Raw genomic sequence first — 15,456 nt, 5'->3', positions numbered from 1 at the left:
TGATGGCGTTGTACGCTCAAATTCATTCTTGTAAATAAGTACATAGGGAATATTTCTATTAGCTTAGCACTTGGATAATTATGCATGATTGATATTTGGTTACAATTACGGCTATAGTTATAGGCTATACCGATTTAATTTTTTAAGTCTATACTATTAAATAGAGACTTATTAATCTCAAATTACGGCACTTGCTTTGAGGTAAATTTGCTGATATGGATATTTTTTTTGCTGTAATTAGTCAAAAGCCAAATTTCTTTTCACTACGGTTCTATGACATTGATGTCCTCTCTGTAATAAAGGCGCAAAATTTTAGGTAAGAAAAATCACAATAAGATTAAGAAGAATAGAATACCTGTAAACATAATACTGCCGCCAATATGACAGTAGTATTATGTTTACAGGTCATATAACTGAAATACTATTTCATTTTACTTCTATCAGAAAGCCATGTAGTTATAGTTCCACCCGTTTGGCCTGCATCTGCAAATGGCACTAGTATTAATTTTTGTTCTTTACCGTTCGCTGCTCCTAAGACCTCATAAGCCTGATTGCCTGCCCAATCTGCTGGCAAAACTGAACTCACCGCATTTAACTTAATTTGTTTTCCATTTAGTAGAATATCTGCTGAAGCCTTCTGATTAAGCATGTTATCTACTACCAAAACTTGCGGGCCTCGCTGAATGGCAATTTTTCCGGGATAACTAATGCTTCCGCTTAACACCTTGGTTGCAATGTTAAAAGTGATGTCAATCTTGTCGCCCTTCTTCCACACTCGGTCAAGCGTTGCAAAATCGGTTGAGGTAGTTTTATGTTTCTTATTATTTACCCAAACAGTAAAATCATCTGCCCAATATGGCTTACGCAATTGAACAGCAAACTGTCTGGCTATGGCAGGATTTACAACAATGCTTACCTTTCCGTTTGTAGGAAACTGGGTTTGGGTAGTAAACTCAACCGAGGTTTTTTCTTTATTATCCAAGTTAGTTTTAAAAACACCTGGCTGATATAAAAAGAAAGAAGGTGCACCTTTAATCTTTCCGTTTGCGAAAAGCGGGATCATGGCTATGCCGCGAGGCACACTAGAAGCGCAGCAGGACTGATAATCAATACAAGCTTTTTTACCCATAAGAGGTGTGTAATAGCTTACAAAACCAGTATGTGGATCTTGAGCCCCAATTAAGTGGTTATAAACAGAACGTTCCAATTCGTTTAGGTACTCTATTTTACCTGTTAGGCAGAAGAGCTGGTAGTTTAGTTGCACCCAAGTAGTAGTAACACAGCCTTCTCCCATATTGTCTTCAGTTTCGGCAGGCAGCAAATGGTTATCCATAAAGTGTTCTTTAGAGCTAGATGTACCTGTAATGTACAAGCGATTAGCCACAATGTCTTTCCAAGCATTTAATATTGGTGTTAAATAATAGGTGTCGCCTGTAATTTTATACAGTTTTATAACACCAACTAAATTTGAAAGCATTTCGTAAGCTTTACCATTAGCTGTTTTATCTACCCGACCCAAGGTTCCGAGCGTCGAAATTATTCGTGGCCCTTTTGGTTCATCGAAACTTTTGATAATATAATAGCAGAAATCCAGGTATTTTTTATTCCCGGTAAAACGGTAAAGGTCTGTCATTGGATCTAAAATGCAGGTAGCTGCCATGCCAACGTGCCCACCTGCATTTAAGATATTTTTCTGTCCCTTTGCAGTGCCGAATTTTTGGCATAGTAAATCGCCTATTTTGTCGGCAGCCTTTAATGCTGGTTTAAAACCTGAAATTTCATAATACTTCAAAAGCCCGATAAGATCGTACTTGTGTGACCAAACATCCCATCCTGTCCAATGATTATCCATGGCATAAGTACCCAGGTAGCCGTCGCTTAACTGCGCTGCGATCAATTTTTGTGCACTACGGTCTATCTGTATTTTCAAAGCAGGATCCATGGTATTTTCATAGGAGTTACAGGCAGCTTCCAAAAATTTGCCAATATGCTCTCCTATCCATGGATGGTTGCCTGGCCGGTTAATAAATGATCCTAGTATTTTATCTTCGTCAATCCGATATAATCGCTTTTCTATATTGACCTTCATTTTGTCGCCTAACCAGCCTGTTAGTTTCTGGTTATTTAACGCGGCCGGTTTAAACTCTTCGCCTACTTTATTTGCAATTACAGGAAACGCGACATGGTATGGGATATTTTTATAGCCATATTCATCGTTCCATAGTCCGGTATATTGATATTCTGGCACCACTACAGCGTATTCTATTTTAAGAAATGGAGATGTAGATTTAAAAACAAAATCAACGGTATTACTGCCACTGTTCAGTTTTACCTTTTTTTCTAAAGAACTGAGTTTTACATGATCCAGATCAAAAAAATCTGCTTTTATTATCCCATCAACAGCCTTTTCTGATTTATTTTGAACAGTACAGGTGAAGGTGATCTCCTTATTACTCACCTGTTGCTTGTTGGTTATACCTTTTGCACCAACCGTAAAAACAAACATTTGAGCAGGCGGCGCAGCCCCAAACTCCGGCATTCCTTCTAAGGTATTATAGCTCCACCAGTGCTTCATCCGTATGGCGAATGTATTTTCTTCATCCCATTTAATTTGTGCAGGATTAACCAAATACCCTTTTCTGGTATCGCCAGATTTGGTGGTTCCTATAAGCTTGCCGTTAAAGAAAGCATCATAGGTTTGGTCGGTCTGTCCAATAAAAAAGGCCAATGCACCTGTTTTATTGAGTTCCTTTTTAAGGCTTGATGGTATTACTACCGTTTTTCTTAGCCACACTATCGGACTTTCTTTTGGTAGTTCAGCCATTGTCCAAGACAGTTTTCCGCTAATTTCCTTCCAGGCTTTGTCATCAAAATCAGCATCCGAGTAATTCTTTTTATCGGCAAAATTGTACTTCCATTTACCATTCAGTAACAGCCCCTGACCGTGTGCTTGTAGGATGAAAATAGAAATTACAAAAAGCAGTAGCGTATATTTTTTCATTTGTGAATTAAGGTTATTAGACGTAATATCTTTAACGTCTAGCTATTTATTAAATTTTGCGTTTATCTATTGGTACTAATTTTGTTCAGCCACCTTTTTTTACTTTAAAAACAGCTTGTATGTTTGTATTCGGTTATGCCCAATTACAGTTTTCAAGTCATTTTCACCTGTTTTAATCGGCTCGTCATCTGTTTCAATATGGGTAATCTTACTCGCTTTTAAAATTGAAGTATTACCTTTTATCGCGTAATTTATTTCTTCATTTGCCAGGTTCCATACCCGCATTACAATGCCTTTATCAATCCCTTCTTCCGCGGGTTTTAATGCCCATACCAGTACATTTGGGTCTGATATAGAAAAAAGAGAGAATTGTTTTTCAGGATAAGCAGAGCCACCAGTAATTTGATGTGACACTAAAGGATTTTGATGTTGAAGAGAAAAACGCATCGCATCAGCAGCCTTAAAACTTCCTGTATGAGGCTTTAAAGCGAGAAAGTTTTCAAAATACGAATCTCCATCCTGATTTATGATGCCTAGGCCCTCATCTATTTGTCCAGCGGCCAATACCTTGATTAATGCGGTACTATCATCAAAATTACTTACGCTACTCTCTCCCGTTTTCATAAAATAGGCATCGCGGTTTGATAACACCATTCCATAATTTTTATCAGACATATCCGCAAAATGGTTCATCGCCAACCAGTCTAACCGACAAATACTATCGGCATAATGCCCGCCTTTAGCTACTGTTTGCGCTTTTAAAATAGCACCAGCTTCTTCATGCCAGGTTTCTGGTTTATCAATATTTAATGCGAATGAATAGGTAACTGGTTTGGCATCTAGGTTTTGGGTGATGTAGTTTTCTATTTCAACCCGCTCGTTGCCTGCAAATAACGTTATTTTAGAGGTATGCTTAATGGGTTTGTAAGATGATGCCACTAGCGTAACAGAAACTGGGCCTCTGTTTTCAATCCTTATCGGCTCGCCTTCGTCCGCTAAACCTGACCCCAGATCGTTAAAATACATTTTCTTAAAAGGCTTAATGCATTCCTTTTTGTTCTGCTTATCCCATAATCTGGTTACAACCCCCTGGGCAGTCAGGGTAATTTTATAATATTCGTTTTCAATGGTATTACCAGCTGCACTTAAGCCATTTTTCCAGGTTGTGGTTGTATTTTTTCTAATTTCAAAAACTTTATAGCCGAGCGAAGGCACATCTGAAGCCAGGATCCGTAAATAAGATTGATTCTTTTTCATAATGATTTGCGAAGGCACCGCTTTCATGCTCGTTTTGTCAATTACGGTTACATTGGCATTACCTCGATATAAATAGTCACTATAATCTGTTCTTTTCCAGCTTAGCGGATTAAATACATAAAACGCTTCATTTCCGTTGGCTTGCTTAGTAACTAACTCCCCTAGTCTTTTACTAGATTGGCTATACAGCGTATCTACATAACTGTTTAACTGTGTCGCAACTTTGCGCTGCCAGTCTGCACGTTGTTTGCGGGTAATGTATGGGCCGTCGGCTGTCCAGTCGTGTTCAAAATACATTCCACAGGCAAACCATGCTTTCTCCTTCATGTCCTCCAGATTTGAGGCAAACTTTTTGTCTTTTAAAGCAACAAGGGTGTACAAAGCTTCCGCGGCCCTTAACTTTTCAACTGACCGTTTTACTGAAGCCGAAACTTCGGCCAGAGAAGCAAAACTGTTTCCCCACTCGGTAGTGCCATAAGAAAAAGTTTCAGACGGTAGTTTGTTACCATATTGTTTTTCAAAATCCTTAAAAAAATCTATCTCGTTAGATACAATAACCTGATAATCGGCATCAGTTTTTGCTCTGGCTATTTTAGGGAAGGTATTAGTAAGGGTTTTAAGACTGTCGCCTCCTTTGCCAAAAGCTCCTGAAATTGAATACGGGTAATTTTTGGTATCGCGCATTAAATCTTTACAATCTTCTACTGCGTGTTCTGGATTAAAGGCTTCAAGATAAGTACCCATAAAGTAGCGATGATCCTTTCTTTTTGTAATTATAGCTGGGTTAACGGCATACCATTTCATCAAAACCTGCTGATCATCGAGCCCTTTATACCAATACATCTGATTTTTTCTGGTCTCGAGCCCAGTTACTTTTGATGCACATGCACAAACTCCCCTCCAGGAATATTTGGCCCCTGATCCTGCCCATAAAGACGACAAGCCCAAGGGCAGCACTTGATCTTCCATATTTAATACCAAAGGCATATCAAGGCCGTATTTGCGCTTTAATGATCCTGCATAGTACATGTCTCTTAACGTCGCTTCTGCTGGTGCAGCACCCATTAAAACAATCATCGAATTTAACGGCACGGTAATCTGGCCTGCCTTTATTTGGGTAATTAGCTTGTTAAACTGCTCGGGGCTTTTGTTTTTCTGATACGTATACACCCAGTAAGAGCCATCGCAATTCCATTTATTTTGATAAGCGTAGGGCTGTTTAGCAGTAGAATCATTAAGCTTGATATAATAATCGAGTGTTTCTAAAAAAGTGTTTTTATATTTTTCTTCATCACCTGTCCACACATAGTCGGTATGATCATCTAAGGCGATATAAATCTTTTTTTGCTGACCAAAAGCAATGGTTGACAAAAAACAAAGTAGAAGGGTATATTTCATTTCAAATAAAGATGTGGATGTAAATTATAACGATAGCTGAACTTATTTAATAAAACCGCTTGCCAACAACCAGTTGTGGCATCTGTCTATCCAAAGGTCTTTTGTACTATTATTGTTAAGTCCAAAACCGTGGCCACCTTTAGTGTATAAGTGCATTTCTACTGGCACCTTGTTTTTGAGCAGTGCCTGATAAAAAATTAGGCTATTGTCTACCTTCACCCAACCGTCATTACTCGCATGCACGATAAAAGTAGGCGGGGTTTGTGGAGTAACCTGCGTTTCGTTTGAGTAAGTATTAATCATAGCTGCCGTAGGCGAATTTCCTATTAATTTAGTGCGAGAACCTAAATGGGCGATAGTTTGATCAAAGCTGATAACGGGATAAAGTAGCATCATGAAATTTGGCCTTAAACTAACACTTGATAAATTTGGAACTACCGGACGGTCAAAGTGTGTACCCAAAGTAGATGCCAGATGTCCGCCTGCAGAAAAACCGATTACTCCTACCTTTGCGGTATCAATATTCCATTTTTTAGCCTGGCTGCGAATAAGTTTTATTGCTTGTTGGGCATCTTGCAAAGGACCAGTTTCTTTATTTTCCATGATGTTATCATTCGGCAAACGGTACTTTAACACAAAAGCGGCTATACCCATTTTTTGAAATTCTTGCGCCGAGCTATATCCTTCTAAAGACATGGCCAAAAAACCGTAACCACCACCCGGACAAATAATTATAGCAGCACCATTAGCTTTTTCTTTCTCTGGAAGATACATCGTTAACGTGGGAACGGTAACTCCCGTAACTTGCACTTTACCATCAGCTGTAGTTTCGATTTTTTCTATTACTGATGAACTTTTAGCACCGGGTATACTGCTTGTATACAAGGGAATAATTGCTTGGCTATTTGCTGCAAACGATGTTAAAAGTAAGAGGAAAAACGTACAGTGCTTTAGCATGATTGGTTATATTTTAGAGACTTATCAATTGATTACTGGATAGATGGGGATTAATCTTTACCGTTAGCCATTTGACTCTCTGGTGTTTTATTTTTCCATAATTTAAAATCATCCCAATAAATGCGTAGTGGGGTGTTGTGTGCCTTACCAAAAGCAACCAACTCTTTAGACGTGTATAATTTCATTGGATTATAACCAGTAAGTCCATCAGAATTCATATCAGTAGTGTTATGTGTAAAGTTGTGAACATCAAATACTACTTGTTTTTTACCATTTTGAGGCGTTATGGCCATATAAAATCTTCCATTTTGAGCATCTCCGTCTTTAAAATAATATTCCATGGTAAACCATTTTCCCACAGGTACTTTAATGGCTGTGTTATCAGCCTTCCAAACTTCTTTCTGACCAGCATTTTCGCCATTGAGAATAAAGTTAAAATCACTTTCTTCAGCTTTAGGCTTACCTATGCCCAATGTTACCCTGAAACCGTATTTTTCTGTGCTTACCCACCATTCGTTATTCCAGAATTCTGAAATGGTTAACCATTTTATTGGCTCAGGAAAGCTTCTAAGCACATTAAAATCGGCCGGAATAAACATCCTAACAGATTGGTAAAATTCTTTATATCCTTTTTTAATACCGTAAATATTGGCTTGTACCCTTGCTTTTTGCTGCCCTTCAGAAGCTAACCAACTATCATTAATACTAAACATCAACACCTTGTTTTTAATGTTTCCAGGTTCGGGGATAATCTGGGCAATCCTTTTGGTAGAATCGCCACCAGTGTATTGTAAGTTAAATTGTCCTCCACCAATCTTCTCCAAGTCTGCTACCCAATCATTTTTTCCATTTAGCTTGGTATCTTTTCCAATAATGTCATTATCAGACCCTTTAAAAGGTATAACTTTCGAGGTGCCCTCAAATCCTGATTGAAAAATAAGTTCGGGTTTGGCGGGCTTCCCTTTTGAACTTCCTTTAGCTCCCTGCCCATAAGAATTATTAAAGGTGAACATAACTGATATTATTACCGCTATGTATACTATTTTTTGCTTAAAAACGGGTTTATTTATTGAAATCATTTTTTATTTTTTATACTTTTTAAATTAATAATACGCTTAGTTTCTATACCTTAAACTTTAGGCTCCCAGCCTTTTTCATATTTTCTAGACCACAGGTTTTCCGCGGCCTTATTATTAATAATATGGCCATTTGCAGCATTACAGTGCAAGGTATCACCTGTTCTTTGCGATATATTTGCCAAGTGACACAAGAGCACACTTTTATAAGCTTCCGAAACCGGTGAATTAAGCTGAGCATTACCCCTGATTGAATCAACAAAATTTTGAAAATGATAAAGGTCTAAACTCGCAGTTGAGCTTAAAAGATTGTTAGCGTCAGCCTTACTATCAGATTTAATTTCTTTAATCAGTTTATTATCAGCATCGTAAAATTTGCTTCCCGCCGCCCCATCATAAACTAATGTTCCGTTTTCGGCATAAATTGTTGCACCCCGACTATTTTTTTCTACTGGGTATTGATTACAACTTCTGCTTTCCCAAGTTATTGCCTTTTCTTTGCCGAATTCAAAAGTGGCAATTTGCGTATCTGGTGTTTCCCAGTCATCTTTAAATGCATAGCGTCCGCCAGCAGAAGTAACTTTTGTTGGAAAATCTACGCCCAAAAACCATCTGCAAACATCAATTTCATGGGTACCATTGTTGCAAGCTTCGCCCGTTCCCCAGTTCCAGAACCAATGCCAGTTATAATGAACTAAATTACTTTTATAGGCAGATCGTGGTGCAGGTCCTTGCCATAAGTTGAAATCCAAAGTAGCTGGCACAGGAATAATATCACCATGACCAATAGATTTACGATTATTTACATACCATGCTTTCCCAAGATAAGGTTTCCCGATAATTCCGGATTTCAATAGATTAGCCGCTTCCATCACTGTAGGGAACGAACGGCGCTGGTTGCCCATTTGAATTAATTTTTTGTGTTTTGACATTGCCTGTACGAGCAATTCGCCCTCATGCGCATTATGGCCACATGGTTTTTCTACATAAACATGTTTATTGTTCGCAACACCAAGAAGTGCAGCTGGCGCATGCCAATGATCTGGAGCCGCTACAATTAAAGCATCGAAATCTGTCTTTTTAACCAAGTCATGAATATCCCTTACCAAAGTTGGCTTTCTTTTCTCATTAACAAGCGCGTTGAAGCCTTTTTGTATCGCTTTTTCTTCGACATCACAAATGTAGGCGATCTCCACATTTTCAAGCTTAGCATAACTGCTTGCCAAGAAAGAGCCCCTTCCGTTTAAACCCATTACTGCTAACTGTACTTTGTTACTGGGTGCGTTTTTCCCAAAAACAGGGAAATTAAGAATAGTTATTCCAGCTGTTGCTATAGCTGTATCTTTTACAAATTTTCTCCTGTTCATCGTAGTTTGATTCTAATTTGGTTATTAAAGTTTATAATTGGCGCCCCAAATAATTGGTAAACCAAAAATAATCCTTTTATTGTAATTCCATCTTTCTGAAATTCAATTTCTTTTGTATTAGATAAGGTACGTGAACTACATATTGTTACACAGCTTATACATGAACTAATACAAATTAAAAATTGCATGGGAGTATATGGTTGCAATTTTTAATTTGTATTAGCTTATTCGAAGCTCAAACAGTCTAAAAAAAATGAACAAAAGCTAGAATATAGGGTATAACAAAAACTTGATTTGTTAAAACATTTTTCTAACATTGATAGATGAAGAATATACATGGGAATTTTAAAAAGGATGGTTTTGAAGGTCAAATGGCCATCGTTCTTCCAAAATCCATAATCAACCAATTCTGCATTAAGAACAAGATCATAGATAAGGCTTTCATTACAGATATTGGATATTATCCGAAAGCCAAATTTCATTATAGAAAGAGAGCTGGAGTTGAACAAAATATTTTAATTTATTGTGTGGAAGGCAAGGGCCAGGTAACACTTGATAAAAACAAGTACACCATTAACCCAGGAGATTTTTTTGTAATCCCTTTTGGAAAACCTCACGCCTATCAGACAGACATTGAAAACCCATGGACCATATATTGGTGCCATTTTAAAGGTGAACAAACAGATGAAATTATAAAGCAGATCTATAATAAATTTGGGTCTTTTAAAGCGAGTGTTCCTTTCACGGATAGTAGAATTGAGTTGTTTAACAAGTTATACCAAAACTTGGAGAAAGGTTATAGTTTCGAAAATATTAGCTATGTGAATCTATTATTCCCTCAATTTTTAGGCTCTTTTTTATTCAACCAAAAATTTACACCTAATCTAGCGCTTGACACGCCCGACATTATTGACTTATCAATTCAACTGATGCAAGAAAATATTTTCAAGTCACTGTCCCTAAAGGAACTAGCAGAACACGTAAACAGTTCACCAAGCAATTATTCTGCAGTTTTTAGAAAGAAAACTGGTTTTCCGCCTGTAGCATATTTTAATCACCTTAAAATACAGAAAGCTTGTCAGTTTTTACAATTTACGGATCTCAGGATCAAAGAAATAGCATTAAGGTTAGGCATTGAAGATCAATATTATTTTTCTCGCTTATTTACAAAAATAATGAGCTGTTCTCCATCAACATATCGAGAACAAAAAACAGCTGTTAGATGACCTGAAATACTTAATTGATGTTAATTGATCGCTTAAAAGATATATCGAACATTTTTGTTAATGGCAATTTTTAGTATTAGCCTCCTATGTTAGCTTGATGTAAATTGCATCTTGTCTCAATACTCATATATCAATACTCATATCTACGTGGTTTAATTTTTGTCGTGTACTTACATTGATATTATATGGGTTTTGAAATAACCTGAATGATAATTTTGTCTATTATTTTAAGATTTAAGTCCATTGATTAAGCACCTTTATATCTTTACTATTGTATCAAGAACCATCTATTAATTTATTGTTATGAACAAAAGCAACCCCATGTTTAACACTCGTTATATCATTTTCATTTCCTTTATTTCGGCACTTGGAGGTTATCTCTTTGGATTTGATTTTGCAGTTATTGCCGGTGCGCTTCCCTTTTTAAAAGAACAATTTTCCTTTAACGCCTATTGGGAAGGTTTTGCAACTGCTTCATTGGCATTAGGTTGTGTAATTGGCTGCCTAGTTGCTGGATCATTTTCAGATAAATATGGCCGTAGGCCAGGCTTAATGCTAGCTGCATCAATTTTTTTTATTTCTTCCTTGGCAATGGCGTTTTCACATAATAGGGACCTGTTTGTCTTTGCACGTTTTGTTGCGGGCATAGGTGTAGGAATGGCTTCCATGTTATCGCCAATATACATAGCAGAAGTAGCTCCTGCAAGTACAAGAGGGCGTATGGTGGCCATCAATCAGCTTACTATAGTTATTGGCATCTTAATTACTAATTTAGTTAATTACGCTCTAAGAAATAACGGACCAGACGCTTGGAGATGGATGGTTGGGCTTGGAGCAGTACCATCAGGTATATTTTTATTGGGAATCATTAGGCTGCCAGAAAGCCCACGATGGTTGCTTAAAGAAGGTAAAAATGAAAAAGCAGCAGCTATTTTAGCTAAAATAGGCAATAGCGATTTTGTAAAGGAAACAGAAACCAACATTAAAAATTCTTTAAAAGGCGTCTCCGTAAAATTCAGCTATGCTGCCGTTTTTAAGAAAGCGGTTTTGCCAGCGGTATTTGTAGGAATTGGATTGGCAGTATTTCAACAGTTTTGTGGTATAAACGTAGTATTTAATTTTACGACCACTATTTTTGAAAGTGTAGGTTTTACTACTGACGACCAATTAAAACAAACCGTTTTTATAGGCATAGTTAACTTGGTTTTTACGCTTTTAGCCATGTGGCAAGTAGATAAGTTGGGTCGTAAGCCATTAATGATATTAGGTTGCTTAGGATTGGCAATTTTATATATCATAAGTGGCTTTTTGCTACAAACAAAATCTCCACTAGCAGCTTGGCCACTATTGGCTGCAATTGGAGTTTACGCTATGACAATAGGCCCAGTTACATGGGTGCTAATTTCCGAAATATTTCCGACACAAATTCGGGGTGCGGCTACATCAGTGGCAGTAATCTCATTATGGTTGTCTTATGCTTTACTTGTTTTTACATTTCCAATTTTGGCCAGTAAGTTAGGTGCCTATACTCCTTTTTACATCTATGCTGGCATTTGTGTAATCGGGTTTTTGTTTGTGCGTAGTAAAGTAAAAGAAACCAAAGGGCAGACATTGGAAGAACTGGAGAATAATTTCATCGGACATTAATTAAGATTTAATATGAACGTAAAGGCTTGGACTGAAAAAGTTAACATTCCGACATACGAGGTTGGCGAACCTGATAAGAACCCTATGTTTTTTGAAAAACGTGTATATCAGGGAAGTAGTGGGGTGGTTTATCCAAACCCAGTGATAGAAAAAATTTTCGATGAAAAAGCTGATAAAGAATACAATGCTGTTTACCTAGAGAACAAATATTTGAAAATAATGATTTTGCCTGAACTTGGAGGTAGGGTTCAAATGGCATTTGATAAAATCAAGAATAGACATTTTGTTTATTATAATCAAGTAATTAAACCTGCGTTGGTGGGATTGTGTGGCCCTTGGATTTCTGGTGGTATAGAATTTAACTGGCCACAACATCATAGGCCGAGCACTTATGAGGCTGTAGGATATGCTATTGAAGAAAATGAAGATGGAAGCAAAACAATTTGGGTAAATGAAATAGAAAAAATGTTCCACACAAAAGGTATGGCAGGATTTACACTACATCCTGATAAGGCATATTTAGAAATTAATGCCAAATTGAGCAATTTAACAAGTACACCTCAAACCTTTTTGTGGTGGGCAAATCCTGCAGTTAAAGTTCATGATGACTACCAGTCGGTATTTCCTCCTGATGTGAACGCAGTTTTCGATCATGGAAAAAGAGATGTTTCTAGCTTTCCAATCGCAACAGGTACTTATTACAAAGTAGATTATTCTCCAGGAACTGATATTTCTAACTATAAGAATATTCCAGTGCCAACATCTTACATGGCGGTAAATTCCAAGTATAATTTTTTAGGAGGCTATGAGCATGATATTGAGGCAGGCATGCTCCATATCGCAGATCACCATGTATCCCCAGGCAAAAAGCAATGGACATGGGGAAATGGAGATTTTGGGCTTGCTTGGGATAGAAATTTAACTGATGAAGATGGGCCCTATATCGAACTCATGGCGGGAGTTTTTACCGATAACCAACCAGATTTTACTTGGTTAAAACCTTTTGAAGAGAAAATATTTACCCAGTATTTTCTGCCATACCGCGAGCTGGGCGTAGTTAAAAATGCCTCTAAAGATATTTTGCTAAGTATTGATGCCGTAGGAAATATAGTAACAGTAAAAATATTCGTTACCTCAACACAGGAATTAAAAATTAACCTGATTAAGGGTGAGGAAATATGTTTAAGCAAAAAACTGGAATTATCTCCTGAAAACGTATTTATAGAGGAAATTGAATTTTTAAACCAAGTAGATATTAAAGAGTTTAAGGTTTATATCTTTAAAAAAGATGGTAAAGAAATATTAAAACACAACCCTAGCGATGATGAAAGCTCAGAGAAATTGCCTGAAGCTGCAAAGCCGGCATTGCAACCAGACGAAATAGAAAGTGCAGAAGAACTATTTTTAACGGGTCAACATTTAGAGCAATATCGCCACGCTACTTTTAGGCCAATGCCATATTATTTGGAAGCTTTGAAAAGAAATCCAAGTGACATTAGAAACAATAATGCAGTTGGCCTTTGGTATTTTAAAAAAGGATTATTTGCAGAAAGTGTTCCTTATTTTAAAAATGCTGTTGCAACAATTACCAGTCGAAACCCAAATCCTTACAATTGCGAACCCTATTATAATTTAGGCCTAGCACAATTGTTCCTTAATGAAACGGATGCAGCTTACGCTAATTTCTTTAAGGCTAGTTGGGATAAGGCTTATCAAGATTCAGCCTATTACTATATTGCCCAAATTGATTTCGTAAAAGGCAATTTTGAGGATTGTTTACCACATATTAATTGGGCTATTGATAGAAATGCCCGAAACGGTAAAGCTTATGTGATAAAAACTGCTGCTTTAAATAAACTAGGATTTAAAAAACAAGCGCTCGAATTAATTGAACAAGCTTTAAAAAAAGATTTATTTAACTTGACTGCCCGCTATGAGCGTTACTTATTGGCAAAAGAAGCTGGGGAAGATCAAAATGCCAGTGAAACAAAAGCAGAGCTTATCAAATTAAGTGGACAAACATCGCATAATGCCATTGAGTATGCCATTGATTATTTTGGTATGGGTGAATATCAAAAAGCCATTGATTTTATGGAATTAGTTGCATTTAAAAACTGGGATGAACCTCTGATTAATTATTATATTGCTTTTGCTTATTTGCAGTTAAATGATAAAGAATTAGTGGTTAAGCACCTTCAGAAGGCCGCTAATGCAGCTAGTGCTTATTGCTTCCCTAATCGCCTACAGGATATTTTAGTTTTAAATGCAGCAATTGAAAACAACCCAAAAGATGGTAAAGCTTTATACTATTTAGGAAATTTATATTACGATAAGCAACAATATGATTTAGCAATTTCTTTATGGGAAAGAGCAGCAGAATTAGATCCTGAATTTGCTACTGTAAACCGGAATTTAGGTCTGGCTTATTATAACAAAATGCATAATGAAATTGATGCCCTTAGTTATTATGAAAAAGCCTTTGCATTAAATGTTAAAGATCCGAGGGTGTTGATGGAATTAGATTCGCTTTATAAAAGACTGAATAGAACTCCAAAATCAAGATTAGAATTTTTAATGAAAAATCAAGTAGTTGCTGAGCAGAGAGATGATCTTTATTTAGAAATAGTAAGTATCCAAAACATTTTGGGCAACTATGAAAAAGCTTATGATTTACTCAAGGGTCGTAAATTTCATCCTTGGGAAGGCGGCGAAGGAAAAGTTGCTGAACAATATATTTTTGCTTTGGTAGAAATAGCCAAGCAAAATATTACTGAAAAAAATTATAGCAAAGCCATTGGTCTTTTAGAAAAGGCACAGTTTTATCCAGAAAACTTGGGAGAAGGGAAACTTCCTGGAGCACAAGAAAACGATATTTTTTATTGGCTAGGCTGTGCTTACCTAGGTTTGGAGGAGAAAGAAAAAGCTAAGCAATTTTGGGGAAAAGCCACTATCGGTCAAGACGAACCAGGGATTGCCTTGTTTTATAATGATCAGCGGCCAGATAAAATATTTTATCAAGGTTGTGCATGGGTTAAACTAGGGCAATTAGCTAAAGCTGAGAATATATTTAACAAATTAGTTAATTATGGAGAGCGAAATATGGCACAGGAAGTAACTTTAGATTATTTCGCGGTTTCGCTACCTGATTTATTGATTTTTGAAACCGATTTGAATATCAATAACAAAATTCACTGTCTATATATTGCTGGTTTAGGGTATTATGGAATAGGCGAAAACAAAAAGGCTGAAGAATTTTTTGAAAACATATTAGCCATTGACGAAATGAACAGTGGTGCAAAATCACATTATAATTTACTCACAAATTTATCTGTCACAAAAAATGAGCTGTAAGGTCAGGAAAACCTAATCACCATCAAAATAGAAAACGACTGTTACTAACTATTCACATGGTCAAGCTACTGTCTCCGTGCGGACCATATTCTTAAAGATAATTAAGAAAGGAAAAGCTGTAAGTAGTAATTTTTAAACATTTAATATTTACTTTTTTAATGGAACTTGCTATTCTG

The 15,456-nt window shown here is 36.7% G+C and carries 8 protein-coding genes; 3 read left to right on the top strand and 5 right to left on the bottom strand.

Annotation, left to right across the window (positions count from 1 at the left end):
* Positions 1-421: 421 nt before the first annotated feature.
* The 5 genes from ACFOWA_RS20415 to ACFOWA_RS20395 form a co-directional block, all read right to left on the bottom strand.
* A complete protein-coding gene (locus ACFOWA_RS20415) occupies positions 422-3,001 on the bottom strand; it encodes a beta-L-arabinofuranosidase domain-containing protein (RefSeq protein WP_154281210.1) in 2,580 nt (859 codons plus the stop codon).
* A gap of 99 nt (positions 3,002-3,100) precedes the next feature.
* Positions 3,101-5,656, bottom strand: a complete 2,556-nt coding sequence (locus ACFOWA_RS20410; RefSeq protein ID WP_378988870.1) for a glycoside hydrolase family 38 C-terminal domain-containing protein — start codon at positions 5,654-5,656, stop codon at positions 3,101-3,103.
* Between the two features lie 42 nt (positions 5,657-5,698).
* Positions 5,699-6,613 (bottom strand): alpha/beta hydrolase, encoded by a 915-nt coding sequence (locus ACFOWA_RS20405; protein WP_154281212.1) that lies wholly within the window; start codon positions 6,611-6,613, stop codon positions 5,699-5,701.
* Between the two features lie 50 nt (positions 6,614-6,663).
* Positions 6,664-7,626, bottom strand: coding sequence for a hypothetical protein (locus tag ACFOWA_RS20400; RefSeq protein ID WP_154281213.1), 963 nt, complete (start codon positions 7,624-7,626; stop codon positions 6,664-6,666).
* Between the two features lie 116 nt (positions 7,627-7,742).
* The gene (locus ACFOWA_RS20395; RefSeq protein WP_154281214.1) at positions 7,743-9,056 is read right to left on the bottom strand and encodes a Gfo/Idh/MocA family protein; all 1,314 of its coding nucleotides are present in this window, start codon (positions 9,054-9,056) and stop codon (positions 7,743-7,745) included.
* A gap of 323 nt (positions 9,057-9,379) precedes the next feature.
* On the opposite strand from ACFOWA_RS20395, the gene ACFOWA_RS20390 reads away from it, so the two are divergent.
* The 3 genes from ACFOWA_RS20390 to ACFOWA_RS20380 all read left to right on the top strand — a co-directional run bounded on the left by ACFOWA_RS20390 (position 9,380) and on the right by ACFOWA_RS20380 (position 15,280).
* Positions 9,380-10,282: an AraC family transcriptional regulator gene (locus ACFOWA_RS20390; protein ID WP_154281215.1), complete on the top strand. Its 903-nt coding sequence runs from the start codon at positions 9,380-9,382 to the stop codon at positions 10,280-10,282.
* 303 nt (positions 10,283-10,585) lie between these two features.
* A complete protein-coding gene (locus tag ACFOWA_RS20385) occupies positions 10,586-11,929 on the top strand; it encodes a sugar porter family MFS transporter (protein WP_154281216.1) in 1,344 nt (447 codons plus the stop codon).
* A 12-nt stretch (positions 11,930-11,941) separates the two neighbouring features.
* Positions 11,942-15,280, top strand: coding sequence for a DUF5107 domain-containing protein (locus tag ACFOWA_RS20380; protein WP_154281217.1), 3,339 nt, complete (start codon positions 11,942-11,944; stop codon positions 15,278-15,280).
* The last annotated feature ends 176 nt before the right edge of the window (positions 15,281-15,456 follow it).

The organism is Pedobacter lithocola (assembly GCF_042650845.1).
Taxonomy (GTDB): Bacteria; Bacteroidota; Bacteroidia; order Sphingobacteriales; family Sphingobacteriaceae; genus Pedobacter; species Pedobacter lithocola.
This window is presented reverse-complemented; position numbering and strand designations above follow the sequence as displayed.